Annotated in this window: 22 protein-coding genes; 20 read left to right on the top strand and 2 right to left on the bottom strand. The window is 59.8% G+C overall.

The window, feature by feature from the left end; translation table 11 throughout:
* Positions 1 to 425: 425 nt before the first annotated feature.
* From HMPREF2820_RS06065 to holA, 15 genes are all read left to right on the top strand, one after another.
* The gene (locus tag HMPREF2820_RS06065) at positions 426 to 4,508 is read left to right on the top strand and encodes a translation initiation factor IF-2 N-terminal domain-containing protein (RefSeq protein ID WP_070603369.1); all 4,083 of its coding nucleotides are present in this window, start codon (positions 426 to 428) and stop codon (positions 4,506 to 4,508) included.
* Between the two features lie 383 nt (positions 4,509 to 4,891).
* Positions 4,892 to 5,200, top strand: coding sequence for a 50S ribosomal protein L21 (rplU, locus tag HMPREF2820_RS06060; protein ID WP_005511541.1), 309 nt, complete (start codon positions 4,892 to 4,894; stop codon positions 5,198 to 5,200).
* A gap of 40 nt (positions 5,201 to 5,240) precedes the next feature.
* Positions 5,241 to 5,498 carry a 50S ribosomal protein L27 gene (gene rpmA, locus HMPREF2820_RS06055; protein WP_016422312.1) on the top strand — a complete coding sequence of 86 codons (258 nt, stop codon included), beginning with the start codon at positions 5,241 to 5,243 and terminating at the stop codon, positions 5,496 to 5,498.
* Between the two features lie 256 nt (positions 5,499 to 5,754).
* Positions 5,755 to 7,269 carry a GTPase ObgE gene (gene obgE / locus HMPREF2820_RS06050; RefSeq protein WP_070603367.1) on the top strand — a complete coding sequence of 505 codons (1,515 nt, stop codon included), beginning with the start codon at positions 5,755 to 5,757 and terminating at the stop codon, positions 7,267 to 7,269.
* A 98-nt stretch (positions 7,270 to 7,367) separates the two neighbouring features.
* On the top strand, positions 7,368 to 8,717 hold the full coding sequence (proB, locus tag HMPREF2820_RS06045; RefSeq protein WP_016422314.1) for a glutamate 5-kinase: 1,350 nt from the start codon (positions 7,368 to 7,370) through the stop codon (positions 8,715 to 8,717).
* Between the two features lie 174 nt (positions 8,718 to 8,891).
* A complete protein-coding gene (locus HMPREF2820_RS06040; protein ID WP_070603365.1) occupies positions 8,892 to 9,605 on the top strand; it encodes a class E sortase in 714 nt (237 codons plus the stop codon).
* Positions 9,606 to 9,758 carry a hypothetical protein gene (locus tag HMPREF2820_RS10910; RefSeq protein ID WP_016422316.1) on the top strand — a complete coding sequence of 51 codons (153 nt, stop codon included), beginning with the start codon at positions 9,606 to 9,608 and terminating at the stop codon, positions 9,756 to 9,758.
* Positions 9,759 to 9,772: 14 nt separating this feature from the next.
* The gene (locus HMPREF2820_RS06035; protein ID WP_246822230.1) at positions 9,773 to 11,116 is read left to right on the top strand and encodes a glutamate-5-semialdehyde dehydrogenase; all 1,344 of its coding nucleotides are present in this window, start codon (positions 9,773 to 9,775) and stop codon (positions 11,114 to 11,116) included.
* A gap of 21 nt (positions 11,117 to 11,137) precedes the next feature.
* Positions 11,138 to 11,908, top strand: a complete 771-nt coding sequence (gene nadD / locus HMPREF2820_RS06030; RefSeq protein ID WP_070603361.1) for a nicotinate-nucleotide adenylyltransferase — start codon at positions 11,138 to 11,140, stop codon at positions 11,906 to 11,908.
* 88 nt (positions 11,909 to 11,996) lie between these two features.
* Complete coding sequence (rsfS, locus tag HMPREF2820_RS06025; RefSeq protein ID WP_005511538.1) at positions 11,997 to 12,455, top strand: ribosome silencing factor; 459 nt, start codon at positions 11,997 to 11,999, stop codon at positions 12,453 to 12,455.
* A 2-nt stretch (positions 12,456 to 12,457) separates the two neighbouring features.
* Positions 12,458 to 13,165: a histidine phosphatase family protein gene (locus HMPREF2820_RS06020; RefSeq protein ID WP_070603359.1), complete on the top strand. Its 708-nt coding sequence runs from the start codon at positions 12,458 to 12,460 to the stop codon at positions 13,163 to 13,165.
* Positions 13,155 to 14,498, top strand: coding sequence for a DegV family protein (locus HMPREF2820_RS06015; protein ID WP_070603357.1), 1,344 nt, complete (start codon positions 13,155 to 13,157; stop codon positions 14,496 to 14,498). The genes HMPREF2820_RS06020 and HMPREF2820_RS06015 overlap by 11 nt, the downstream gene beginning before the upstream one ends.
* Positions 14,499 to 14,624: 126 nt before the next feature.
* Positions 14,625 to 15,395, top strand: a complete 771-nt coding sequence (locus HMPREF2820_RS06010) for a ComEA family DNA-binding protein (RefSeq protein WP_224433847.1) — start codon at positions 14,625 to 14,627, stop codon at positions 15,393 to 15,395.
* Positions 15,379 to 17,355 carry a ComEC/Rec2 family competence protein gene (locus HMPREF2820_RS06005; protein WP_070603352.1) on the top strand — a complete coding sequence of 659 codons (1,977 nt, stop codon included), beginning with the start codon at positions 15,379 to 15,381 and terminating at the stop codon, positions 17,353 to 17,355. The genes HMPREF2820_RS06010 and HMPREF2820_RS06005 overlap by 17 nt, the downstream gene beginning before the upstream one ends.
* A 65-nt stretch (positions 17,356 to 17,420) precedes the next feature.
* Positions 17,421 to 18,410 carry a DNA polymerase III subunit delta gene (gene holA, locus HMPREF2820_RS06000; RefSeq protein ID WP_246822229.1) on the top strand — a complete coding sequence of 330 codons (990 nt, stop codon included), beginning with the start codon at positions 17,421 to 17,423 and terminating at the stop codon, positions 18,408 to 18,410.
* Between the two features lie 257 nt (positions 18,411 to 18,667).
* On the opposite strand, the gene rpsT is transcribed toward holA, so the two are convergent.
* A complete protein-coding gene (gene rpsT / locus HMPREF2820_RS05995) occupies positions 18,668 to 18,934 on the bottom strand; it encodes a 30S ribosomal protein S20 (protein ID WP_016422323.1) in 267 nt (88 codons plus the stop codon).
* 256 nt (positions 18,935 to 19,190) lie between these two features.
* Positions 19,191 to 19,805, bottom strand: a complete 615-nt coding sequence (locus HMPREF2820_RS05990; RefSeq protein ID WP_070603350.1) for a type II toxin-antitoxin system PemK/MazF family toxin — start codon at positions 19,803 to 19,805, stop codon at positions 19,191 to 19,193.
* A 162-nt stretch (positions 19,806 to 19,967) separates the two neighbouring features.
* Here HMPREF2820_RS05990 and lepA point away from each other — a divergent pair, with 162 nt between their 5' ends.
* The 5 genes from lepA (at position 19,968) to HMPREF2820_RS05965 (ending at position 26,201) form a co-directional block, all read left to right on the top strand.
* Positions 19,968 to 21,815, top strand: coding sequence for a translation elongation factor 4 (gene lepA / locus HMPREF2820_RS05985; protein WP_070429490.1), 1,848 nt, complete (start codon positions 19,968 to 19,970; stop codon positions 21,813 to 21,815).
* Between the two features lie 12 nt (positions 21,816 to 21,827).
* Positions 21,828 to 22,844, top strand: coding sequence for an ankyrin repeat domain-containing protein (locus HMPREF2820_RS05980; protein ID WP_070603349.1), 1,017 nt, complete (start codon positions 21,828 to 21,830; stop codon positions 22,842 to 22,844).
* A 76-nt stretch (positions 22,845 to 22,920) separates the two neighbouring features.
* Positions 22,921 to 24,504: a cation:proton antiporter family protein gene (locus HMPREF2820_RS05975; protein ID WP_070603346.1), complete on the top strand. Its 1,584-nt coding sequence runs from the start codon at positions 22,921 to 22,923 to the stop codon at positions 24,502 to 24,504.
* A 77-nt stretch (positions 24,505 to 24,581) separates the two neighbouring features.
* Positions 24,582 to 25,154 carry a histidine phosphatase family protein gene (locus tag HMPREF2820_RS05970; RefSeq protein ID WP_070603342.1) on the top strand — a complete coding sequence of 191 codons (573 nt, stop codon included), beginning with the start codon at positions 24,582 to 24,584 and terminating at the stop codon, positions 25,152 to 25,154.
* A gap of 81 nt (positions 25,155 to 25,235) precedes the next feature.
* On the top strand, positions 25,236 to 26,201 hold the full coding sequence (locus tag HMPREF2820_RS05965) for an ADP-ribosylglycohydrolase family protein (protein ID WP_083308440.1): 966 nt from the start codon (positions 25,236 to 25,238) through the stop codon (positions 26,199 to 26,201).
* The last annotated feature ends 6 nt before the right edge of the window (positions 26,202 to 26,207 follow it).

Here is a 26,207-nt window from a genome sequence, read left to right as displayed (position 1 = left end):
CAAATGTGAAACTGTAGGAGTTTATGACACTTTCCGGCAATTTTTCAGGCCATTTCTGTCATAAACGCAGTCAGTAACTCGGATTGCCCCGCCGCCGCCAATGTCGGTGCGCGCCACCTGCTCGATATGTGCGACAATGGACAGCAGCAGTAGTGCCCGGGAGTTCGCTCCGGTGGATGAAACATTCCGCATGTGATCGCTGAATCCCTGAGTCAGCCGGAAGGCCTGCCAATAAGACTTTCATAATTGTTCATCGTTTTCGGCCCTCTATCTGCGCATATGGTGCAAATGAAGTGGCTGTCGCAACATCGTTGCTCCGCCTGGTTTCCAAGGCCACAACGGATGTAGGCGCACATGGAATGACAAAGAGTGCGCCTCCTGTTGTCGGGTTTTGCGTGGTGGGGTGTCAAGGAGAAACAAATACAGTGGCAAATTTCAGCCAGGATGTTGTCGCTAAGGCACGCGAATTTGATCGTGAGTCAGCGGCTCTGAAAACCCGAGTCCACCACCTGGCCAAGAGCTTGGGGTTGACCTCGAAGGAAACCATCGAAGCACTGGGGCACGCGGGGATTGTCGTAAAGTCCGCTTCGTCCACCATTAATCAAAATCAGCTCGACGCGGTGCTGAATTTCATCGGCGATCATCCAGAGGATGCCTCGCTTAACGACGGATCTGCTGCGACCAAGCCAACCGGCGAAGAGCCGGCCGCGAAGGAAAAGCAGTCGGCAGGTAAGTCGAACGCGGCGGATGAGAAGTCGGACGAGCAAACCGCAGCTAAGTCCGAGAAAAAGCCAGCTGCGAAGAAGAGCAGCAAGAAGTCGGCTGCGAAGAAGGCCACAAAGAAGGCTGCGCCGAAGGCAGAAAAAAAGACCGACCAGAAGGCAGCTCAGAGCGAAGCTAAGTCGGATGCAGCGCCTGCCGAGGAAGCGACCGAGAAGAAGGACACCAAGAAGGCCTCTGCTAAGAAATCCTCGGCAAAGCAGAGCGAAAAGAAGCAGACTGAAGAGAAGCAGAGCACGACTAAGAAGCGAGCAACGCGTAAGCGGGCTGTGAAGAAGACCGCTGGAGCTCCGGAAGAAACCGCAGCGAAGGACGAGCCGAAGGACTCGAACTCGGTCGTCGAGGAAGCTGTTGAGGCTGTAGTTCAGTCGTCGTCGAAGAAGGCTGCAGATAAGAATGCTTCCGATAAGAAGGCTGCCGACACCGTAGCCGAGACCGCTGAGAAAACCTCCGCTGAGGAAGCTTCCGCCGAAGCACCTGCTGCAAAGAGCGCTGCAGTGACCACACGTCGTGGTCGCCGAGTTCGCCGTGCGGTCCGCACGACCAGCGCTCCAGTGGCAGAGGAAACTCAGGAAGCGCAAGAGCCGCAGAAAACGCAAGAGCCGCAGGATACGCAGGCAACTCAGAGCGAAGCCCTGCAGGACATCGAGCCGCCGGTAGTCCCGGAGCCGCCGGTTGCGGAAGAGCAGACCGCGTTTGCGCCTATCTTCCTGGCGCCGCAGGCTGTCCCGGCTACGGCCAAGAATTCGGCCACCGAGGATGCAGCTTCAGCTGACAACGGGGCCTCCAACCAGGGCACCGATGACAACGCGGGGGAGGGGCAGGACGGCTCGTCGTCAAGCGAAACGGAGCGTCAGCCGCGCCCGCGTCGTCGCCGTCGTGGACGTGGGCGTCGTAATGATGACGCGCAACAGGCGGAGAAGACCACCGAAAACACAGAGCGCGAGGAAGAGGAAACCCGCGAAGAGGTCGAGGAGCCGCAGGCGATTAAGGGATCGACTCGCCTGGAGGCGCAGCGACGTCGCCGTATCGAGCGTCGTGAGGAATCGCGCAAGCGCCACGTAATCTCGGAGGCGGAATTCCTGGCTCGTCGTGAGTCGGTGGAGCGCACGATGGTGGTGCGTGAGCGCAAGCGCCATGACCACGCGGGCATTGTCACTGAGGTGGGTGTGCTGGAAGACGACCTGTTGGTCGAGCACTTCGTTACCTCTGACACGCAGACCACGCAGATCGGCAATATCTACCTCGGTCGCGTGCAGAACGTCCTGCCCAGCATGGAAGCGGCGTTCATCGATATCGGAACCGACCGCAACGGTGTCATTTACGTAGGTGACCTGAACTGGAAGCTGCTGGGCACGAAGTCGCGTTCGCGCAAGATTGAACATGCGCTGAAGGCCGGCGACCAGATTCTGGTCCAGGTGTCCAAGGACCCGATTGGTCACAAGGGTGCGCGTCTGACCACCCACATTTCGATGGCTGGTCGATTCCTGGTGTACGTGCCGGGCGGCCGTAGCGCGGGTATTTCCCGCAAGCTGCCGGAGCCGGAGCGCAAGCGCCTGAAGTCGATTCTGAGCGAGGTTACGCCGGAGGGCTCGGGCACGATTATCCGTACCGCCGCCGAGGGTGTGTCCAAGGAGGCCATCGAGGCCGACATTAAGCGCTTGGAGACGCAGTGGCAGGAGATCTGGGAAGCCTCCGAGGCGGCGAAGGCGAAGCGTGGAGCAAAGCCGATTGCGCTGTACGAAGAGCCAGACATGCTGGTCAAGGTCGTCCGCGACGTCTTCAACGAGGACTTCTCGCGTCTCGTGGTGGAGGGCGATCGCCCGTGGAACACAGTGACGGACTACATCGGCGACCTGGCGCCGGAGCTGGAGCCGCGACTGCAGCGCTACTTCGCCAAGGAGCACGGCGGCGCTGATGTCTTCGAGCACTTCCGCATCGATGAGCAGCTGGCCAAGGCACTCGACCGCAAGGTCTGGCTGCCTTCGGGCGGCACGCTGGTCATCGACCGCACCGAGGCCATGACGGTCATCGACGTCAACACCGGTAAGTTCACCGGCGCTGGCGGAAACCTGGAAGAGACGGTCACTCGCAACAACCTGGAGGCCGCTGAGGAAATCGTCCGCCAGATGCGTCTGCGGGATCTGGGCGGCATGATTGTCGTCGATTTTATCGACATGGTGCTGCCGGAAAACCAGGATTTGGTGCTGCGCCGTCTGAAGGAGGCCCTGGGCCGCGACCGCTCGCGTCACGAGGTCTCCGAGGTCACCTCGCTCGGCCTCGTCCAGATGACGCGCAAGCGTCTGGGCACAGGCCTGTTGGAGACCTTCTCCACGCCGTGTAGCTGCTGCAATGGCCGCGGTCTGATTATCCACATCGATCCGGTTGAGCAGGACAATCAGGGCCGTGGCCACAAGAATGGCCGTCGCAACGACGAGCAGGGTAAGTCCAAGCGCCGCAACAAGTCGCGCTCGGAGCACAATCCGGCCAACCACCCGGCCGCGCTGGCCATGCACCGCGATCAGGGCGACCAGGCAGGCTCTTCCAAGGCAACGCGTGACGACGACACGGAGACCAACCAGCACGATAAGGACGCAGCCGACAAGCGTGTCGCAGCTGCTGTCGAAGCTGTCATTGTCTCTTCTGAGAACGATGAGCCGAAGCCGCCGCGTCGTCGCCGGGTTCGTAAGAGCCAGGGCCGAAACGATGAGCAGCGACAGAACGACCGTGGCCGTCAGGAGCGCCGCGAGCGTACTGAGCAATCGGAGAACTCCGATGACCTGGCTGCTCTGGCTGCCGCAGCTGTTGCGGAAGCCCGTGAGAAGGACCCAGAGGAGCCGTCGGATGACCGTTACATGCCGCAGGAGGGGCAGCGCCGCCGCCGTCGGGCTACGCGTCGCAGGGTAGCGGAGCATGTTGCCGTTGATTCGGCTGCACGCGACGCCGATGACCGCGACGAAGAATATGGTGATCGTCGCAAGCGTTCGGAGCGCCCGACCCGTGCTGAGCGTGCCGAGCGCACCGATAACGGTGGCTCCGGTGGAGGCCGTGGTGAGGCTGAACGCTCCAGCAGCGCTAGCGCTCGACGTCGCCGTCGTCGCGCTGTGCGTCGTACTGCTGTGGATGAAACCACTGCGCCTCAGGCTGAGTCTCAGGCAGCTTCCACCACAGACGTGAGGGAGCCAGCCAAGGATGGCAAGAGCGGCAACGCTAACAAGACCGGTAAGGCTGTGGCCGAGGAGTCCCAGACCTATGAGGAGGCGAAGGAGGCGTTCGAGCGTTCTCCACGCCGTCGTCGTCCGACGCGCGGTAACTCCCGCTCGGATCGCGCACCGCGTCGCGAGGACTTCGAGTCCACTAAGCCAAAGGCCGACGCTGAAGGCAGCAAGGGTGGAGATCGTGCGAAAGACAACCGCGATGACAGCAACCGCAGCACCAACCGCAGCGCCAACCGCAGTGGCGGTGGACGCCGCTCGGGCAAGTCACGGGTTGAGGTCGTAGCGGTCCAGGGCACGGGAGCTCGCCGTAATCGCCGTCGGGCGGTGCGCAGGGTCTCGTCGCAAAGCGATGCCGGAGCGACTGCGCCGAAGCAGCGACAGGGCGCTTCAAACCGCGCTACTAAGCCAGAGCAGAAGCAGGCTAATCGCGGTGCTGCGGCGCCGGAGACGAAACCGGCCAATCGTCGTCGCCGCGTGCGTCGTGCGGTGCGCCGAAGTGGCCAGAACTAGGTATTGGAAACCTGGAGTAAGACCAGATAGAAGGCTGTTTTCCGTTCCCTAAAGCAGGGGGTGGAAAGTGGCTTCGGAAACTGCCCGGGAAGACCGTGAAAACCAATGGGGGACAGGGTCTTACTCGGGCAGTTTGTAATTTAGGGGGATTTTTCGCTACTCTTGACCAGTCGCTGATTAGTAGGCGTATCTGGTCATGCCCACTGGTGCTTGAGGCGCTGGTGGTAAGGAAACGGCCAGAGCGGGGAAATCTACTCGGATTTGGCTTTCGGGTATGTCCCTGAAGTGTTCTGCACACGCAACTAATCGCAATTCCATTGTCCAGTCAAGGAATTACAAAGATTCCTTGAGTCGAGTTTCTCAGATAAAGGGGTAGCCCTCCTATGTACGCGATCGTCAAGACCGGCGGCAAGCAGTACAAGGTTGCCGAAGGTGACCTCGTCAAGGTCGAGAAGATCGAGGGTGAGCCGGGTTCGTCCGTGGCTCTCACCCCGGTTCTGCTCGTCGATGGCGCAGATGTCATTGCGGATGCCGACAAGCTTGCCAACGTTACCGTTAACGCAGAGATCGTCGAGGCCGCTAAGGGCCCGAAGATCCGCGGCATGCACTACAAGAACAAGACTGGCTACAAGCGCCGCTACGGCCACCGTCAGCCGCTCACTGTTCTGAAGATTACCGGCGTCTCCAAGTAAACCGCCGAAATTCCAATTAGCTTTTCCCTAGGAGAAAATCATGGCTACTAAGAAGGGTGCATCCAGCACCAGCAACGGCCGCGACTCCGAAGCTAAGCGCCTCGGCGTGAAGCGCTTCGGCGGCCAGCAGGTTAAGGCAGGCGAGATTCTCGTTCGTCAGCGCGGTACCTCGTTCCACCCGGGTGAGAACGTTGGCCGTGGCGGCGACGACACTCTCTTCGCTCTGAAGGCAGGCGCAGTCGAGTTCGGTACCCGCCGTAACCGCCGCATTGTCAGCATCGTTGAGAATAACTCCTAAGAACAACCCTCGGTTGTCCACATAGGATTACTGCAACGTTGAATTTGAGGCAGGTTTAACTGCCTTGCAGAAGAGCCGATTCCTTTCCCACTGCGAAAGGTAATCGGCTCTTTTGTTGTTTATTACTGTTTCGCGCTTTTAGGTTGCGAGGCAGCGTTTTGTTACCGCCTAGACTTCTGCCCGTCGGCTCGCTTAAATTAGGGCATTACTCCAGGCACTAGAAGATGGCTCTCCGCTCGGAAGTGTGTGTGATTATATGTCTCGTTTTGTAGATCGTGTCGTACTGCATTTGCAGGCCGGCGACGGTGGTCACGGCTGTAACTCGGTGCTGCGTGAAAAGTTCAAGCCACTCGGCGGGCCCGATGGCGGCAACGGTGGCCACGGTGGCGACATTGTGCTGGTCGTCGACCCGCAGATTCACACTCTGATGGACTTCCACTTCCACCCCCATATCAAGGCTGCCAACGGTAAGCCGGGCGCGGGCGATCACCGCAATGGTGCTCGCGGCGAGGACCTGGTTCTCGGAGTGCCGGAGGGCACGGTTGTCATGACCGAGGATGGGGAAGTGCTGGTGGACATGACCGGTAAGGGGGACCGCTTCATCGCCGCTGAAGGCGGTTACGGTGGCCTGGGCAACGCAGCGCTGGCGAACAAGAACCGCCGTGCGCCGGGCTTCGCTCTCCTCGGTGAGCCGGGTGAGGCCAAGGACCTTGTCTTGGAGCTCAAATCCATGGCAGACGTTGGACTGGTGGGCTTCCCGTCAGCCGGAAAGTCCTCGCTGGTCAGCACCATGAGCGCTGCTAAGCCGAAGATTGGTGACTACCCATTTACCACGCTGCAGCCGAACCTGGGTGTAGTCAACGTTGGCTACGAGTCCTTCACCATCGCAGATGTGCCGGGTCTTATCCCGGGGGCATCTGAAGGCCGTGGTCTTGGGTTGGACTTCCTGCGTCACATTGAGCGCTGCGCTGTGCTGGTTCATGTGGTTGACGCTGCTGCGCTGGAGGGCGACCGCGATCCGGTCTCTGACATCAAGGCGTTGGAGGCGGAACTCGCCAACTACCAGTCGGTGCTGAAGGCCGACGTGGGGCTTGGGGACCTCGCAGAGCGTCCGCGCGTCATCGTGCTGAACAAGATTGACCTGCCCGATGCTCGCGAGATGATTGACATGCAGCGCGAGGAGTTGGAGAAGTTCGGCTGGCCGATTTATGAGATCTCTACGGTGACGCACGAGGGACTCAAGGAGCTGACCTACGGCCTGAAGGATCAGATTGCCGCCTACCGCAAGGCGCATCCGTTGCCAACAGAGCAGGAGCCCCGTGCGGTCATCCGTCCGGAAGGTGTGCGTGGCAAGAAGCGCGAAGGCGCGGACTTCACCATCGAGCGCGATCCGAATACCCCAGATGGGTTCATTGTGCGTGGCCGTAAGCCGGAACGCTGGATTAACCAGACGGACTTCGAAAACGACGAGGCAGTCGGCTACTTGGCTGACCGCCTGGCCAAGCTTGGTGTAGAAGATGCCCTGGCAAAGGCTGGGGCAACGGTTGGCTGCCCGGTGACGATTTCCTATCTCACCTTCGAGTGGTACCCGCAGCAGGTCGCGGGCACCGATGACTTCGTGCCGAGTGGCCGTGGTACCGACGATCGTCTCTACGTCAACGAGCGCACTAGCGCTGAGCAGCGTAAGCGTGCATCGCAGGCCCGCCGTGGTCTGATTGACGAGTACGATTTCGGAGATGGCGAAGAGGCTATTCGCGACCGGTACTCATAGTCGCGGGCGCCAGCGTCGTCGGCAAGCGAAGACTTCAAACTTGCATTTTGTCACTGATTGTTTAAACAATTATATAGTCAGAATTACATTAGACCGTCATGTTTTCCATTAGTGAAATGAGTGAGTCAGTTATCCCTTCCGACACCGTTGCCAACGATGTTGACGTCACTGGAGCAGATGCATTAGATGCCCCGGTAGCTACCGCGCCGAAGTCTGAATCGGACGCGCCGATTTCCCGTGAGGAGGTCGACGAGCTGCTTCACAACAATCCTGAGTCCACCGTCGCTGAGATTGAAAAGGCGACTGAGAATTTATCTCCGGGAACCAAAGGCGGTTTCGATTCCGAGACTCGTGAGGCAATTCGGACCGCGAAGCGCGTCGTGGTGAAGATTGGTTCTTCCTCGTTGACCGGATCTGACGGTCGTACCGATCCCGAACGCATCGACTTCATTGCCGATGCCCTGGAAAAGCGTATGGGCTTTAGCGATGTCATTGTCGTGTCCTCCGGCGCGGTGGCATCCGGAATGGGGCCGCTGGGGCTGACTTCGCGTCCCACTGATTTGGCGACCAAGCAGGCGGCTGCAGCTGTGGGGCAGGTGCGCCTGGCACAGGAGTGGGGACGCTCCTTCCTGCGCTATGGCCGCACTTCTGCACAGGTGCTTTTGACCTCGGACGATGCAGGTGTGCGTTCGCGTGCCCGCAACGCCCAGCGCACTATCGACCGCCTGCGCCAGCTGGGTGCAGTGCCAATTGTCAACGAAAATGACACGGTCGCGACCTCGGAGTTCCGCTTCGGCGACAACGACCGCCTGGCCGCCCTGGTCAGTCACCTGGCGTACTGCGATGCACTGATTCTGCTTTCCGACGTCGACGGCCTCTACGACCGTAACCCGGCCGATCCAGGTGCAACCTTTGTGCCAGAGGTGCGCAGCGGTAACGACTTGCGTGGTGTTATCGCCGGTGACGGTGGGGCACTGGGCACCGGTGGAATGGCCTCTAAGGTGTCTGCCGCACGCCTGGCTTCGCGTGCTGGGGTGCCGGTGCTGCTGACTTCGGCGTCCAACATTGAGCGAGCACTTGACCAGGCAGACGTGGGAACCGCTTTCGCCGCGAAGGACAACCGCTTGAGCGCCTGGAAGTTCTGGATGCTCTACGCAGCGGATAGCTCGGGCCTGCTTCGCCTGGATGCCGGCGCGGTCGACGCTGTGACCCGCATGCGCAAGTCGCTGCTCCCGGTCGGTATCACCTCGGTTGACGGTGAGTTCTCCGCTGGTGACATCGTCGACCTGATTGGCCCGAGCGGTGAGGTCATCGGACGCGGCGAGGTCAACTATGACTCTGAGGAGCTGCTGGGCATGATCGGCTACCACACCGAGGAATTGCCGAATGACATGCAGAAGCCTGTCGTCCATGCCGACTACCTGTCGGATTTCGCCTCCCGCGCTTAGGAGAGCGTTGCGCTGAGAGCTGCAGCGCTTAAAGACGCGCACCTGGGCGCGCCCGGACAGAGGTGCCTCGGCAAAGACCGGCTGAGTGGGGACTAGCTGAGTGCGGACTGGCTGGGGGAGGAGTGCCTGAGCGCGGACTGCCTGGATGAGGAACTTTCGGGCATAATCCTAAGTGTGTTATCGAAAATTATTGGCGTCATCGGCGAGTTGCTCTTGACCGCTGGAGTGCTGGTGGCGCTCTTCGCCTTTTATCTGCTGTACTGGTCTGGTCTTGAAACCGGGAAAGCTCAGCAACAGGCTCGTGATGAGCTGCAGCAGGCATGGTCCGCACCGGCATCGGCCCCAGCTCAGGCGCCAGAAGGCACGGAGCCAGCTGTTGAGGGCTCCTGGGTGCCTGGCTCTGCGGTGGCGATGATTTCCGCTCCTAAGGCCGGTTTTAGCGATTTGGTCGTATTCGAAGGTGTCTCTCAGGAAGTTTTGCGCGGTGGCCCCGGCCATTATCCGAGCACAGCCCTTCCGGGGCAGGTGGGCAACAGTTCTTATGCCGCCCATCGTGACGGCCACGGAGCTCCCTTTGACAACATTGACCGCCTGCAGACGTGCGATGACATCACTGTAGAGACCCGTGATGCTATTTACCGCTACAAGGTATTGCCGGTCGACGGTATGGCTGGCGCAGGGGAAAGCTTCGACTGCGTGCCAGAAGGAACTAACGTCCCCGAGATTCCCGGCCAGCACATTGTCACTCCAGACCGCGCCGATGTCCTCAATCCGGTCGGTGACGCGACTCTACTTACGCTGACTACCTGCCATCCGCAGTGGGACAACACTCATCGGCTCATTATTCACGCGGTTCTCGCCGGTGTTGAGACCAAGGAGGTCAACTAGATGTACGCAGCTTTTTGGCGATCCCTGCCGGGTCCGTGGTGGGTGAAAGCGATCATCACCATCGTGATTGCCGTCATCGTGTTCCTGCTGTTGATGAATTACATCTTTCCTTGGGTTGCTGAGCTAATTCCCTCAAATGATGTCTCACTCTAGTTATGCTGGTAGGCATGACTGCTCAAACGAACGAAACTGCTAACACCAATCAACAGGGCATTGCCGAGGATTCGGCTCTTAGTCCGGAGCGTGCTGCTGAGCGCGCCGAGGTTTTAGATAAGGCACAGCGTGCCAAGGCTGTCGCGGGAGAGCTGGCTCGCTTTACGTCGGCACGCAAGAACGAGCTCCTGCTGGCCGCAGCAGACGCGCTGGTCGCCCGTACTGAAGAGATCCTGGTGGCCAATGCCAAGGACATCGAGGCCGGTAAGGCCCGTGGTTTTAGTGACTCCCTGCTGGATCGCCTGCGCCTTGACGCCGCTCGTGTTGAGGGTATTGCCGGTGGGCTTCGTCAGGTTGCGGCCCTGCCGGATCCGGTAGGCGAGGTGCTGCGGGGCAGCACTCTTCCTAACGGCATTAAGCTTTCCCAGGTCAGCGTTCCGCTGGGCGTGATGGGCATGGTCTACGAGGCTCGCCCGAACGTTACTGTCGATGCCTTTGGTCTGGCGCTGAAGTCGGGCAACGTGGCCTTGCTGCGTGGCTCCAAGTCGGCCGTCCACTCCAACACGCAGCTGGTCGAGGTTTTGCGTGAGGTGCTGGCCAACCACGATGCACCGGAGGACCTTGTTCAGCTGCTGCCGTGTGAGACCCACGATTCCGTGCAGGATCTCATCACTGCCCGCGGCCTGGTTGACGTAGTGATTCCGCGCGGCGGTGCCGGTCTGATTGAGGCCGTCGTGACGAAGGCAACGGTGCCGACCATTGAGACCGGTACCGGTAACTGCCACATCTACATCGATGCTTCCGCCGATATCGACGAGGCGATTGCGCTGATGATTAACGGCAAGACCCGCCGTCCGAGCGTCTGTAACGCCACTGAAACGGTTCTCATTGACGCGGCGCTGTCCGCGCAGGATCAGGTCCGCATTTTGGACGCGCTTGCCGACGCGGGCGTTGCGGTCCACGGCGATGTCGATAATCTGGCGGCCTCTGGATGGACCGGTGAGGTCATTCCTGCGACGGCGGAAGACTGGTCGGATGAGTACCTCTCGCTAGACATTGCCGCACGCATTGTCGACGGTGTGGTGGCCGCGACGGATCACATCACTGAGTACTCCTCGGGCCACACGGAAGCTATCTCTGCACGTGACTGGGGCGTGTGCCAGGAGTTCGTCGACCGTGTTGATGCTGCCGCTGTCAGCGTCAATGCCTCCACTGCGTTCACTGATGGTGAGCAGTACGGTTTCGGCGCAGAGATTGGTATTTCCACCCAGAAGCTGCACGCCCGTGGGCCCATGGGGCTGCCGGAGTTGACCAGCAGCAAGTGGGTTCTGGCTGGTCGTGGACAGACTCGTCCGTAGTGCCCGGGTAAAGTGCCAGTCATGATTAAGCGCAAGAAAAGTGTGCGGTCGCGAGTACACGCCGCGTTGACAGCGAAGTCGGCGGAAGCGCCCCGGCAGCGCATTGGCGTAATGGGTGGCACTTTTGACCCCATTCACAATGGTCACCTGGTTGCCGCGAGCGAAGTGGCAGACCGTTTTGACCTCGACTTTGTGCTTTTCGTGCCCACGGGTGAACCGTGGCAAAAACGCGGCCGGAAGGTCTCTCACAGCGAAGACCGCTACCTGATGACGGTCATTGCCACTGCGTCGAACCCGCAGTTTTCGGTCTCGCGGGTTGATATTGATCGGCCGGGTGCGACCTATACCGTCGATACGCTGCGGGATTTGAAGGTCATCTATCCCAACGCGGATCTGTTCTTCATTACCGGTGCCGATGCGCTGCAGAAGATTATGACGTGGCGGGACTGGGAGGAGATGTTCGACGCAGCAACGTTCGTCGGTGTCACTCGTCCAGGGGTTCACCTGCGGGCAGAGGACCTGGAAGGAATCGACGCTTCACGGTTGCACCTCATCGAGATTCCCGCCATGGCTATTTCTTCTACCGATTGTCGAAAGCGTGCGGAGGCAGGACGCCCTGTTTGGTACTTGGTGCCGGATGGCGTGGTGCAGTACATCGCTAAGCGGGGTCTGTACCAGTCTGCTGAGGGCACGGTTGGTTCTGTGGGCCCCGCATCGGTGAACTCGACCTCCGAGGATGCGGCGCCGGTGGATGCCGCGCCGGAGGATGCGAAGTCCGATACCGCGGACTGAAAGTTAGCAAAATCCCGCTGAGACGGTAAGTTACAAGTACAAACGCTGTTTTTCACGACTTTTAAATCACAAGGAGCTGAAGTCTTTCGTGACTGCACAACCACGCGCCATTGAGCTGGCGACCGCCGCGGCGAAGGCCGCCGATAGCAAAAAGGGTGAGGACGTCGTTGTTCTCGATGTCTCTGGCCCGGTGGTGATTACGGACGCATTCGTCCTGGTCAGTGCTGACAATGAGCGTCTGGTTGCCGCAATCGTCGACGAAATTGAGGACGATCTGCGTGACCTCGGCGCAAAGCCGGTTCGCCGCGAAGGTGTCCGTGAGGGACGTTGGGCGCTGCTGGATTACGGCGACATTGTCGTGCATGTCTTCCGCAGTGAAGAACGCGACTTCTACGGCCTGGATCGACTGTGGCGCGATTGCCCGCGCATCGAGGTCGAGGGCATCGAGCAGCCGAGCAACGAGGACGGCGAAGATTCCGCCCGCAATGCTCGTTCTATCGACGAGATTCCGCTGGCTGCCGAAAACCCGGACACGGACGAGTTTTAATTGTGGCGGGCTCACGCGAGGCACATGTTGCCGCTCGACGTCGCCTGATTATGCTGCGGCACGGGCAGACATCGTATAACGCTACCGGCCGCATTCAGGGACAGCTGGACACGCAGCTTTCCGACGTTGGTCGCGAGCAAGCCCGTACTGCGGCGCAGTACCTGGCGGAGGCTGAACCGCGAATCACAAAAATCGTGTCCTCTGACCTGACCCGGGCAGCCGACACCGCCCGTGCGCTAGCTGAGGCCACCGGTGCAGAGTTGAGTTTTGATAAGCGCCTGCGTGAGACCAACCTCGGTGAATGGCAAGAGCGCACCTACGACGAGATTGACTCCGCGTTTCCCGGTATGCGTGACCACTGGCGCCATAATCTCAACTGGGCGCCCAAGGGCGGCGAGACCCGCTTTGAGGTTTCCAACCGAATGCTGGCGGTCATTGCTGAGCTAGCGGCCAACCCCGATTGGGAGTCGGATACCTTTGTGCTCGTATCCCACGGTGGTGCCATTGCTGCCGCTACCGCAGCCCTGCTGCAGATGCCGCGCGACTACTTCAGCACGTTCAACGGCCTGGGCAACACTGCGTGGGTCGAAATGGAGCAGCGCACGCGCGTCAATGGTGAAACCTCCTGGTACCTGAATGCTTTTAACGCGAAGGTCCGTCAGCGGGAGTTGCAGGTTTCTGATTCTTCAGGAGGCCGCCATGCCCGGTGACGGTCGCGTTCGCATTGTTGTCGATGACACCGCGTGCCTGATGCCCGAGGTTGCCCGCAAGCTCGACATCACCGTGGTTCCCATCGGCCATGACATCAATGAAGACGCCGTCACCACGTCGGCAGTCAGTCCACTGAAGCTGTGCGCCGCATATGCGCGTGCGCTGGAACGCTCCAACAAGGATGGTTCTGACGCTGGCGTTGTCGCCCTGCATCTTGGCAAGGGAATGTCCGCTACCTGGTCTAACGCTGTCACCGCTGCTGGTGCGCTGGACCGTGTGACCGTCATCGATACCGACACCGTCGGAGCCGGAGTCGGTGCCGCTGCCATCGCGGCAGCTAAGGCCGCGCGTGCCGGGGCCAGTCGTGATGAGGTTGCCGATGTAGCTCGTGATGTGCTGCAGCGCTATCGACTCTGGTTGTTCGTACCAAAGCTTGATTCGCTACGTCGTGGAGGTCGCATCTCCGCAGGCCAAGCAATGCTCTCTACGGCTCTCGCTATCAAGCCCATCGTCGGCATTAAAGATGGCTCACTGGCACTCGTCGCAAAGTGCCGGACAGAGGCGAAGGTCAAGCAGCGCATGGTGGATTTCGCCACGAAGATGGTGCGGTCCGCGTCATCGGCGAACCGTCCGCCTGCGGTATTGCTGCATCATTCCGACGCGCTTGACGACGTTCACGAGCTCCAGGCCATGCTTGCCGAAGAGCTACCCGACGATACCCGGTTTAGAATCCTCGATTTGCCGGAGTCTCTTACCGCTCATGTCGGACAGGGAGCCTATGCAGTTGGCATGGTCTCCGGTGGCTCGATTGATTCGGATGCCATGGATTTTGAAACAGAGATGGGTGTGACAGCGCTGCTCCATAGTGTGGAGGAGAGTGACGCGCCTGCTGTTGATGCTGAGGCTGCGGACGCGGTGGAAGACGATTCCGGCGACTTAGGCAATTCCGGTGACTCTGCTGGCACGGATGGTTCGGCTGAAAACGCTGGCACCACAGACCCAGGTGAGCCAATCACCGACCAGGCTGAGGTGAAAGTAGTTGAGAATCCGGCTGCCAGTCGCAACCGCAATAAACGAATCCATCGCACAGTCGTGACTAATGAACAGGGAATTCCGCTTTTCACCACGGCTGTTTCGAAATTGCCAACGTGGAGTGAGAATCGCCAAGCAGCCCTGGACAAGGCTGAGCGTCTGGCGAAAGCTATCTCTGATTTGGCGTTGCGCGATAAGTCCGATCCTGAGGGAGCTGTATTTGGCACTGAAGGGGAGAAATCGCGGGAGTCGTCGTCAAGCGACAAGCGTGATGATGACGGCGACGAGAAGAAGAAGTAGTTGCTGAACTGCGAAGATGATGTGGCCTGTGGATAACCTCCGCAGGTCATTTTTTATCCACAGATGACGCCTTGATGAGTGCTTTCGTCAAGGTGGGGCGTCGTGCGGGGCGCTAGTGTGCGCATCGTGACGAATTTGCGGAATCGGCTAGCGGACTATCTGGAACCGATTGATCAAGACAAGCGCATGGCGGTGGACTTTTCCACGCGCCGGGCGGTGGTGACGCCGCGGGTGGCGATGGCTGCGTGCCTTGTGATTGCAGTGTTGACCTTGGGCGTAATCGCTGCGGTGGTGTGGCCGTCGACGCCACAGGTGGAGATGCCTGCGGTGCAGGACGCGGCTGTCGCGGGGACGACACCGGAGACGCCCGAGACCTCAGCGGAGACGCCGGGCGGTCCGGGGCAGGAGGCTAACGCTCAGGCACAGGCGGGGCCGTTGATTGTGTCGGTGGTGGGGTTGGTCGTGAATCCTGGCGTGGTGGAGGTGCCAGCGGGAGCGCGGGTGGTGGAGGCAATTGAGCGTGCGGGTGGGCTTCTGCCGGAGGCTAATCCTGCCAGCGTGAACCTGGCGGCACCGTTGGTTGATGGTCAACAGATTGTGGTCGGGACAGAGGCGCTGCCAGCAGGAACGGCGGAGGGCGGTTCCGATGTTTCTGGCGGTTTTGGCGGCGGTGCTGCAGGCGGGGCTGGCTCGGGTGGCTCTGACGGAAAGATCAACATCAACACCGCCACTGCTACGCAGCTGGAGGAACTGCCCGGAATTGGACCCGCAACAGCGACCAAAATCATTGACTTTCGTGAAAAGAACGGGCCTTTTGCGAGCATCGACGCACTTGAGGAGGTACCGGGAATCGGCCCGGCTAAGGTAGAGGCTCTGCGCGATGCCGCCACCGTCTGACCTGCGCGCTCGTGCTGGGCTCGACGTGCGGCTAGTGCCAGCAGCGGTGTTGGCGTGGGCGACTGCGGTGGCAGTGATCATGCGCCCAGAATGGGCGATAGTTGTGGCACCAAGCGCAATCGTGACTGCGGTGGTGTTGCCGTGGGCGTGGCAGCGTTGGTCGTGGCGATGGGGAAGAGGTGCGGTGACCTCCGGCTGGCGAGCAATCGTCACTATCGTGGTGCCAGCTGTGGCGGTGGCCAGTGTTGCGGTGGCCACGCGAATCCGCATAGCGCAAGCCCGAGCCCACGAGCTCTATGACGACATTGGCGGGATGTCGAAAGTGCAATTGCGCCTCGTCACCGAGCCGAAAGCTACCGAGTTCGGGGCCAGCGCGAAGGCCCGCATCGAGGGCCTTCCGGGGCAGGTGTCGGTTTTCGGAGACGAGCAACTGTTGGCGGTCACGAGAGACGCCGTAGTTGAATCCACAGCCGGTATACGTGTGGCCAGCAAACCCTGCATTAGTGGTATCCAGCTGAATCTGCGCGGCGATATTGAGGTCATCGCGCCACCGCAGGGGCTGGCAGCTCAGGTGCGCCAGCAGCTCTTTGACTCGGCGCAGAATCTTCCCGTTGGTCCCGACCGCCTGATTCCCGCCATGGCCATCGGCGATGAGCGCGGCTTTAGCCTCAACGACGGCGACATGATGACTGCCTCTGGGCTTTCACATCTATCAGCAGTCTCTGGAGCGAACGTTGCGCTTGTTATCGGGGCTGTTGTAACCGTGTTCTCGTGGGCTGGGCCGCGGGTGCGGGTCGCAGTCGCCGCACTTGCCCTGTACGGCTTCGTGGCAATTGTGGGCACAGAACCGTCAGTGCTACGCGCAGTGGTCACCGGTTGCATTGGGCTGTTGGCGATTCTCGTAGGACGAGCTGGCCAAGCCATCGCGGCGCTATCGGCTGGCATTATTGGGTTGATTCTCCTGGCACCAGACCTATCGGTATCAGTGGGCTTCGCCCTGTCGGTCACAGCCACCGCTGGGTTAGTCCTTCTTGCCGAGCCCCTTGCCAGACGCCTGTCCGCCACCACCGTTATGGGTACCTGGCCCGCCCCAGTAGTCCGCGCCGTCGCCGTATCGATTGCCGCACACGTGGTCACCATGCCCGTATTGGCGCTTCTCATCGGCGAAATTAGTCACGTCTCACTGCTCGCCAATCTCCTCGCCGCGCCCGCCGTCGCACCGGTTACTATCGCTGGTTCGCTCGCTGCCGTTGCCGCCGCACTGCATCTCAATTGGCTGGTCAGTGCGCTGCTCTGGTGCGCCGCGCCGTGCGCATGGTGGATTCATCAGGTCGCACGCCTCGCTGCGGGAATCGTCGCGCCCGCCACTGGGACGGTCACGTTGGTCGTCTCCTGCACGCTCGCACTCACATGCTTGACGACGCTCTGGGCGTGGCCCCGTCTTGCGCTCCGCGCTGGGGCCTTCGCTGCTGTCTTGGCAGCCGGTAGTTATGCCGCTATTTGGGTGTTCGGCCTCGACATTGCGCGTGCCCCACAGGGGTGGAAGGTTGCGGCCTGCGCGGAGAAGACCCAGATTGTTCTCATTCACGCGGAGGCTGTCGGAGAACCCGCCAACCATGTGGCATCGGTTGGTTACCCTGCACCGACCTCGCTCAGCCGGCAGTGCCGAATTGCCCTCGGCCTCACGGAGCAAATGACATGGCATGCCCAGGTACTGGATACTGGCGCAGATAGCCCTACGACAGAAACCGTGGTGGTGGAATCCCCGTCGTATGTCGCGGAAGCCGTGAGCGGCCAACCGTCCCAATCAGGCCGCTCACCCCAGTGGTTTATCGCCCGCGAGTGTGGTCCGCACGTGCGAGAAATCGTAATGACACCCGACCACATTCCCGTGGTGTGCCCGCAGCGAGATGGCCCACAAGCCCTGTATTCCAATGGTGAAGTCTGGCGAGGAAGGTGAAATCCGGGCTGTCCCGTAGGCTAGAAACAACAGTCGCAGGAATCAACGCGGAAAAGAGGTCGGGATTGAGCGCCGTCGCACCCGTGAATTTGATTGTGGGCAAAGAGGAGCTGCTGAAAGACCGCGCCCGCCTCGCCATTGTCGCTGCCGTCCGCGCGCAGGCAGCAACGGAGTCCGATCCGGGTGGACGCTCGGTGCCTGTGACCACTATCCGTGCAGGGGACATGACCACTGTTGACGCGGTGGAGCTCTTCAGCCCCTCATTGTTTGGGGATGACCGGATCGTGGTTGTCACCGACTGCCAAGACGCCGGCAAAGAGCCTGCCAAGCTGTTGATGGATTCGGTTAAGGATCCCGCGCCGGGCATCACGTTGATTCTCCTTCACAGCGGTGAGGGACGTCAGAAAAAAATGGTCGCTGACCTGCGCAAAGTGGGAGTCCGCTTCTTCGAGGCACAACCGCTCAAGAGAAACGACTTGCCCGGTTTCGTTGGTGAAGAGTTCGCCTCACACGGGGTTAAGGTGCGTCGCGACGTCATCGATACCGTCCTGGATGCGGTCGGTTCAGACCTCCGCGAACTGGCGACCGCCATTTCCCAGCTGTGTGCGGATACAGCGGGCAAGGTCACCTCGGAAGCAGTGCGCACCTACTACGGTGCTTCGGCGGAGGTCTCGGGCTTTGAGATTGCCGAGCTCGCACTGCGCGGTCGCGGTGGGGAAGCGTTGGCCAAGATGCGCCGCGCCTTGCAGCTGGGCATGGCACCGGCACTGCTGTCGGCTGCAATCACGGGAATGGTCGGTGATGTAGCGCGGCTCCACGGTGCACGTGGTGTCAATGCGCGTAGAGATGCCCACCGCTATGGCATGCCGCCGTGGAAGTTGGAAAAAACTCAGCGGTTGGCATCTGCCTGGTCAACCCCGGCGGTTGCTCGCGCTGTGGTTGTCGCGGCACAACTGGATGCGGACACCAAGGGAGCCTCATCGACGCCGCAACTATCGCTGGAACAGTCGGTGCTTCGTATCGCGGAGCTGGCCCATTCGTCCCATAGGCGTTAAAATTTCCGGGCTGCAAATGTGAAACTGTGTGAGTTTATGACACTTTCAAGCCATTTTTCAGGCCATTTTTGTCATAAACGTAGTCAGTAACTCGCATCGCCCCACCGCCGCCAGCCATAAACGCAGCCACTAACTCGCGTTGGGGTTAAATAATAAAAACCGCCTCCCGCCACATCCGAAATGAAATCGGAAAATAGCAGGAAGCGGTTAATTTCACGGCACAAGCGCCACAAGAACGGCACAGCGCCAAAAGGGAATTAGCCCTCCAGCTTGTTGAAAGCCTTAGCCATACCGGACTTCTTGTTAGCCGCAGTGTTGCGGTGGAAGACGCCCTTGGTGACAGCCTTGTCCAGCTTGCGGGAAGCAACGCGCAGCTGAGCCTCAGCAGCAGCCTTGTCGCCAGCCTCAACAGCAGCCTGGAACTTGCGGATCTCAGTGCGGACTGCGGAGCGGATAGCCTGGTTACGCAGGCGAGCCTTCTCGTTGGTCTTGTTGCGCTTGATCTGGGACTTGATGTTTGCCATCGTGAATACCTCTTGTATCCGTAGTAGTTGGAATTGTTACCGCCCGCCACCAAGAAAAGTCCTGATCACAGTGCAAATTTTGGCTCCAACCCCTGCTGGTCAAACTAATTAACCAGCATAATCGAAGCCACGCACTGCGCTTATACGACGATGAAAACGCGAACCCAAGGTCCTGCCCGCGCTCGCCGCAAAGGAACGCAACGGTAAACAACTTGCAGAATTCTAGCAAACAGCGCTGCCTAACTCCAGCTACTGCCTAATTCCAGCCGTAATCCCCGCGAAGTCGGGCGGCGATGAGCTCAAAGCGCCTACGGGGCATCATCGCACCTGCGCGGCGAATACCCGATTCTGGAATGAGCAAGATACGGTCCATGCGAACCCACGATGGCTTGGGGTCTTCATTCCAGAACCCACTACCGATAAACAGCCACTCCGGGTGCTCACTGTGCTCGGTGCGTGTGGAAATCAGCATGCCCAGAAGATACTGGTCGTGGCGACCAACCACGACCACAGCGCGCTCACGCAAAGCGGCATTTTCACCTTCGAGCTGCAGCGGAATCCACACCACTTCGCCGGGGTCGGCCTGGCCATCCATGTCGGGGCTGTAGACGATTGTGCGGGCCAGCTCCGCGGTTGGGCGCGCGATGGTCACCGAATCTCGCAGTCGAAGTAGGGCCTCCTTGGACTCGTCGGAAAGCGAGGTGTCCTGGGCGAGGCCTAGCTGCATGTTGAGCTTTAACAGCGCCTCATCGAGTGTGTCGGGGCCACGGAACCACTCGGTACCGGCGAAAAGACGCGCGCTGATGCGATTACGCAGGCGGCGTGGCCAGCTTTCGCGTTCATTTTGATCGGTGGACGAAGTGGAGCTCATGGAATCTAAGTCTAGAGGTTTAGTGCGGAGGGAATCGATAGGTAAGATTGTGCGTGATTGTATTTAAGCCCGGCTGGTCGGTTTTCGAGGCCGGCGCATATGGGTCGGCCAACGCCGCGCCCCAATGCCCATAACGTCTTTATTTTTCGGAGTAGACCCAACGTGACCAAGAATTTTGCGGAGCAGACTTTTACGGACCCCTCACGGATTCGAAATTTCTGCATTATTGCGCACATTGACCACGGTAAGTCCACCCTGGCGGACCGAATTCTGCAGCTCTCGGGCGTTGTTGAAGCACGCGATATGCGCGATCAGTACCTCGACAACATGGATATTGAGCGCGAGCGCGGCATCACCATTAAGGCTCAGAACGTGCGCCTGCCGTGGGTTCCGCGCACCGGCGAGCACGCGGGCGAAGAGATTGTCCTGCATCTGATTGATACGCCTGGTCACGTTGACTTCACCTACGAAGTCTCGCGTGCGCTAGAGGCGTGTGAAGGCGCGATCCTGCTTGTCGACGCTGCTCAGGGCATCGAAGCGCAGACGCTGGCCAACCTGTACCTGGCCATGGAAAACGACCTGGAGATCATTCCGGTTCTGAACAAGATTGACCTGCCGGCCGCGGATCCGGATAAGTACGCGGAGGAAATCGCGCACATCATCGGCTGTGAGCCGGAGGATGTCATGCGTGTGTCGGGCAAGACCGGTGAGGGCGTTGCGGAAATGCTCGACCGTGTCTGTGAGCTCGTCCCGGCACCGGTCGGCGATCCGGAAGCACCTGCTCGTGCGCTGATTTTTGACTCGGTCTACGACACCTACCGTGGTGTGGTCACCTACATTCGTGTTGTTGATGGGCAGCTCAAGCCGCGTGAAGTCATTCAGATGATGTCCACCGGAACTAAGCACGAGCTGTTGGAAATCGGCATCGTCTCGCCGCAGCCGAAGAAGTGTAAGGGCCTCGGCGTCGGCGAGGTCGGTTACCTCATCACCGGCGTGAAGGACGTCCGCCAATCCAAGGTCGGTGACACCGTCACGCTGAACGCCACACCGGCCGAGGAGCCGCTGGAGGGCTACGCAGAGCCCAAGCCGATGGTCTACTCCGGGCTGTTCCCAATCTCTCAGCAAGACTATCCTGACCTGCGTGATGCGCTGGAAAAGCTCCAGCTTAACGACGCTTCGTTGACATTCGAACCTGAGACTTCGGTGGCCCTCGGATTCGGTTTCCGCGGGGGCTTCCTGGGCCTGCTGCACATGGAGATCACCCGCGCCCGACTGGAGCGCGAGTTCGACCTGGATCTCATTTCGACGGCCCCGAACGTTGTCTACCGCGTGGTCACTGAGGATGGCACCGAGGTCACTGTTCACAATCCGAGTGACTGGCCGGAGGGGAAGCTCCGCGAGATTTACGAGCCGATGGTTAAGTGCACCATCGTCGTGCCAAGCGAGTTCGTTGGTCCTACCATGGAACTGTGCCAGCAGAAGCGCGGCGAGATGGGTGGCATGGACTACCTGTCGGAGGACCGCGTGGAGTTGCGCTACAAGATGCCACTGGGTGAGATCATCTTCGACTTCTTCGACATGCTGAAGTCCCGCACCAGGGGATATGCTTCGCTGAACTACGAAGACGCCGGTGAGCAGATTGCGGATCTGGTCAAGGTGGACATCCTCTTGCAGGGCGAGGCCGTCGATGCGTTCTCCGCTATCGTCCACCGCGACAACGCGCAGTGGTACGGCAACAAGATGACCAAGAAGCTGCGTGAGCTAATCCCTCGCCAGCAGTTCGAGGTCCCGGTTCAGGCTGCAATCGGTTCGAAGATTATCGCCCGCGAGAACATCCGTGCACTGCGCAAGGACGTCCTTGCTAAGTGCTACGGCGGTGACATCTCCCGTAAGCGCAAGTTGCTGGAGAAGCAGAAGGCCGGTAAGAAGCGCATGAAGAACATCGGTTCGGTCTCGGTGCCGCAGGAGGCATTCGTGGCTGCGCTGTCCACTGACGAGGGCGGTAAGTAAAGGGGAAACTGCATGCCACGGAAGCGGAAGAAACTGGTCGAAGATTTCGAAGAACTGCTCGAAGCCGGTGACATGGATGCGCTGAAAGCGGTCTATGACACTTGCGCTCTCGACGCGGTTTTCGGATACAGCAAGGACACTGCACTAGCGCTCCGTGGCACCCCGCCAGAACTCATGCGTTGGCTGATTGACCAGGGGATCGACGTCAACACCGAGAACCGCTTCAGTAAGACCGCGCTGGCAGAGCATGCCAACCGGGGCGACGTCGACAGGATGACAGTCCTGCTCGAATGCGGTGCGGACATCGAAGCCGGTAAGTATCCTCCGCTTTTCATGGCAGCGAAGAGTCATCAGCCTAAGGCGATTGCGTTGCTGTTGGAAAATGGCGCTGATCTGCATAGCGAGTGTCGCCTCGGCCACGGTCGAACAGCATTCAAAGAGGCAATCGCTACCGCCGATACCGATGCAGTCCGGCGAGTCTTAGAAAGCATCGATGTGCTCCTGGACGCTGGTTCGGTGATCGACGACGAAGTCCGCGAAGAGTTCACCAAGTTCGGTCGCCGCTATAACCGCATGTCAGATAAGGCGCGTGAGGTATACCAGCCGGCCATGGATCGCCTTTATGAACGCATCGGTGCGGACCGTCCGGAGGTAATTACGCCTCACGACGGTCACAGCGACATCATTGTCTCCGCAGATAAGTCGACCAATGGCCAGTTTAAATACCTCTGGAATTACCTTGTACCTGGTGGTGGCGCAGCCGCGACTGTGCAGGGCGAAGTTATTCGCATCGTCGGTCGGCTCGGGTACGAAGCCTTGGAGATGGGCTACGTCAACTGGGACGAAGACTTTGTCCAGATGACCGACTTCTGGCTGGAGACGGTTGGGGCTGCCGAGGAAGCGATGACCGTCGTGAAGCAGCGCAAAGCCGGGGAGGCGGACATTGATGCGTTGACTGAAGCGGCAGTCGCGTGGGTTGCAGACCACCCGCAGCCGATTACGTTGGGCGAGGTCCCGTATCGGCGCTAACCCCCAATTGGGTAGCTATAAAACTGTTAATGGCAAGCCCTACGTAAAACCGCGGTGCCAGCCGTATTTTTAATGAGTGGAATCTGTCTACCTAACAGCAATACTGTTTTCGATTATCGGCGGACTCGGTGCTTCGTTGCTTCGGCTGCCGCCGCTGATTGGTTTTCTTGGGGCCGGTTTTGCCGTTCATGCAATGGGGCTTGAGGAAATCCCGTTTATTGATTCGCTGGCCGAGCTCGGTGTTACCACCTTGCTGTTCACTATTGGTCTGAAGCTGAATCCGAAGGATATCGTGGCGCCGCGAGTGGTCTTTTCGGGGCTGGGGCACGCGTTTTTGAACACGGTAGTTTTTGCCGTGCTGTTCGGTGTCGCGAGTTTCCTGCCGCTGCGTGAGCTCACGGGGCTGTCGGTGACCTCACTGATTTACATCGGCATCGCAACCTCGTTTTCCTCGACAGTGTTTGTGATGAGCCACCTGGAGGAGCAGAACCGAGGCGCTTCGGCTATCGGCCGCATCGCGATCGGTGTGCTGATTCTGCAGGACATCATTGCGGTCGGTGTGCTGGTGGTTTCGTCGGGTAAGACCCCGGAGCTGTGGGCGCTGGCGCTGCCGCTGTTGTTCTTTATTCGCCCACTGGCGGCGCGTCTTCCCAACCGCATGTTCCGCACCGAGCTGCTGGTTCTCACCGGTATTGGTATTGCCGTGGCCTCGTACTCGGCCTTCGAGCTGGCAGGGCTGTCCGGCTCGCTGGGGTCCCTGGTCGCCGGTATTCTGCTGTCTTCGCACCCAATCTCTGATCGTCTCTCGAAAGCTCTGATTAGTATCCGTGAGCTGCTGCTGGTCGCGTTCTTCATCCAGATTGGTCTCGGTGGTCTGCCAAGTGCTGGCGGCTACGTCATCGCCGCGATTATGGTCCTGTTCCTGGTGTTCAAGGCCACTATCTTCATTTGGATTCTCAAGCGCACCGGACTGTCGCTGCGCACTAGCGCGTTGGCAGGCCTGACGCTGAGCAACTACTCGGAGTTCGGCCTCATTGTGATGGCGGCGGCGACGCAACAGGACATTCTGCCCGATGAGTGGACCTCGATTATGGCAGTCGCCGTGGCGGGTAGCTTCATTGCCAGCTCGCTGATGGTCCCGCACGAGGACAAGATTGTCAGCTTCCTGCAGAAGTTCGTCCCAGAAACCCCAGAGGACCGCCTGGTCCCAGAAGAGGCAACGGTCATTATTGATAACGCCGATGCTCTCATCATGGGTATGGGGCGGGTCGGCGTCGGTGTCTACGGCAGGTTAGTCAACGAGTACGGCATGAACGTCTTCGGTGTCGACTTCGACGAGGATCGCATCGAAGAACTGCGCGAGCAGGGCTACCAGGTCATCCCGGGCGATGTGACAGACCCAGAGCTCTGGCACCACATCGAGTTGGAGAAGAAACCAGCGCTGTACGTGTTGGCGCTGTCTGAGCACGCTGAGACCTACGCGATGATTCAGAACATCCGTAAGCAGGACACCGAAGCCGTGGTTGCTACCACCACTAAGGTGCAGAGGTTTAAGAGTCAGCTTCTCAACGTTGGTGCCGACATGGCGGTCTACCTCTACGACGGTGCTGGCGAGGAGCTTGCCGACCGGGCAGTGGAGGCACTTAAGCAGCGTTCCTAGTTGCATCCATGACCCCGTGATGGGCTAGCAGGGCTGCCGCGGCTAACCGCACTTTCAAATAAGCCTAAGCTGGAACTATGACTGACTTATATCTCGTACGGCACGGCGAAACTGAGTGGTCGCGCACTGGGCAGCACACATCGGTAACCGATCTTCCTCTGACTGACAACGGTCGCGAAGAAGCCAAGGCCCTCAACGGCTGGCTGGATCCGAAGGACTTTGGGTTAGTGCTGGCATCACCCCGTCAGCGTGCACAGGAGACCGCTCGATTGGCAGGATTCCACGACTTCAAGGTCGAAGAGGATCTTGCGGAATGGTTCTATGGCGACTACGAGGGCATTACCTCGAAGGAAGTGCAAAAGACTGTTCCCGACTGGCAGATTTGGACTCACGGTGTGCCCAATGGCGAAACCGCGGAAGAAGTCCGCGAGCGCGTTGAACGTGTAGTCAAAAGGGTTCGTGAATCGGGTGAAGACAAGGCGATTCTGTTCGCCCACGGTCACTCGCTGCGTGCGCTCACCACAGCCTGGTTGGAACTGCCCATTGAACTGGGCCAGTCCTTCCCATTGAATACCGCATCCCTGTCCGTGCTTGGTCGCTACCATGATCGGCCTGCGGTTCTGCGTTGGAATCTCTCGCGGGGGCTGTAGTGGCGTTGTTGCCGGTTCTCGGTGAATTCGCCGATGCCATTCAAGCCGCCGACACCATTCAAGCTCTGTAGGAGACACTCCGTGATTCACAATTCCGATGCCTTCGCCCGCGTCCTCGACCGTGCCCGCGGCGTGCTCTATGGCCAGGTCATCGGCGATAATCTCGGAGCGCTGGTGGAATTTTGCAGTGCCGAGGACATCGCGAAGCGCTATCCCCACGGTGTCCGCGAACTTGCCGATGGCGGCACCCACAATATCGCCGCCGGTCAGCCCACCGATGACTCCGAAATGGCCCTGGCACTGGCACGCTCACTGGTGCGCTGCGAAGGCTACGATGCCGCCGACGTTCGTGAGTCCTATGTGCGCTGGGCGAATTCCGATGCTTTCGATATCGGGGAGGCTACGACGGCGGCGCTGTTACGACGCGCGCCGAACCCGAATTCCCAGGCCAACGGCGCGCTCATGCGCATCTCACCGCTGGCTATCGCATACTGGCGCAACCCCGCACGCGCTGGCGAACTCGCACGCAAGGATGCCGCCATCACGCACCCACACCCGGTGTGCGTCGACGCCAATTCACGTTACGCATCCGCGCTTGCCGACGTCATCAGCGGCGGCCTCCACCAGCCGCGCCGCGGCATTGGCGTGGGGGCACTGATGGAGTGGCTGGCCTCCCAGAGCGCGCAGTGGGAGGCCGATTGGCAGGCCAGCGGTGCGGTGTTGGACAGGGGCGAGCCGGATTTCTCTGTGCATCAGGGCTGGTTGCGCTTTGCGTTGTGGGCACTGCATAAAGAACTGCGGCGGGTAGAAGACAAAACCACAACCTTTGAGGAATCGTTGGTCCGAGTCATTGGCCGTGGTGGCGACACCGACACCAACGCGGCGATTGTTGGTGCTTTTCTCGGTGGCGTCTTTGGTGCCTCTGCTATTCCACAGCGGTGGCGGGATGTTATTGATTCCTGCTCGCCGAAGCGAAACCGGCCTGCGGAGTACCACCCGAATGATGTGGCACAGTTGGCGGAGAAGCTGGTTGCCGTAGGGAACTAATTAGAT

Origin of the sequence: Corynebacterium sp. HMSC064E08 (assembly GCF_001811805.1) — a bacterium.
Lineage (GTDB): Bacteria > Actinomycetota > Actinomycetes > Mycobacteriales > Mycobacteriaceae > Corynebacterium > Corynebacterium jeikeium_D.
Note: the sequence above shows the minus strand (reverse complement) of the source record. Positions and strands in the feature narration are given on the sequence as shown.

Coding starts and splice junctions, on each gene's coding strand:
- HMPREF2820_RS05980 (WP_070603349.1), top strand. CDS start 21,828: ATGCCACGGAAGCGGAAGAAACTGGTCGAAGATTTCGAAGAACTGCTC.
- HMPREF2820_RS06035 (WP_246822230.1), top strand. CDS start 9,773: ATGACTGCTCAAACGAACGAAACTGCTAACACCAATCAACAGGGCATT.
- HMPREF2820_RS06005 (WP_070603352.1), top strand. CDS start 15,379: ATGCCGCCACCGTCTGACCTGCGCGCTCGTGCTGGGCTCGACGTGCGG.
- rpmA (WP_016422312.1), top strand. CDS start 5,241: ATGGCTACTAAGAAGGGTGCATCCAGCACCAGCAACGGCCGCGACTCC.
- HMPREF2820_RS06015 (WP_070603357.1), top strand. CDS start 13,155: ATGCCCGGTGACGGTCGCGTTCGCATTGTTGTCGATGACACCGCGTGC.
- nadD (WP_070603361.1), top strand. CDS start 11,138: ATGATTAAGCGCAAGAAAAGTGTGCGGTCGCGAGTACACGCCGCGTTG.
- rplU (WP_005511541.1), top strand. CDS start 4,892: ATGTACGCGATCGTCAAGACCGGCGGCAAGCAGTACAAGGTTGCCGAA.
- proB (WP_016422314.1), top strand. CDS start 7,368: ATGTTTTCCATTAGTGAAATGAGTGAGTCAGTTATCCCTTCCGACACC.
- HMPREF2820_RS10910 (WP_016422316.1), top strand. CDS start 9,606: ATGTACGCAGCTTTTTGGCGATCCCTGCCGGGTCCGTGGTGGGTGAAA.
- HMPREF2820_RS05990 (WP_070603350.1), bottom strand. CDS start 19,805: ATGAGCTCCACTTCGTCCACCGATCAAAATGAACGCGAAAGCTGGCCA.
- rpsT (WP_016422323.1), bottom strand. CDS start 18,934: ATGGCAAACATCAAGTCCCAGATCAAGCGCAACAAGACCAACGAGAAG.
- obgE (WP_070603367.1), top strand. CDS start 5,755: ATGTCTCGTTTTGTAGATCGTGTCGTACTGCATTTGCAGGCCGGCGAC.
- HMPREF2820_RS05970 (WP_070603342.1), top strand. CDS start 24,582: ATGACTGACTTATATCTCGTACGGCACGGCGAAACTGAGTGGTCGCGC.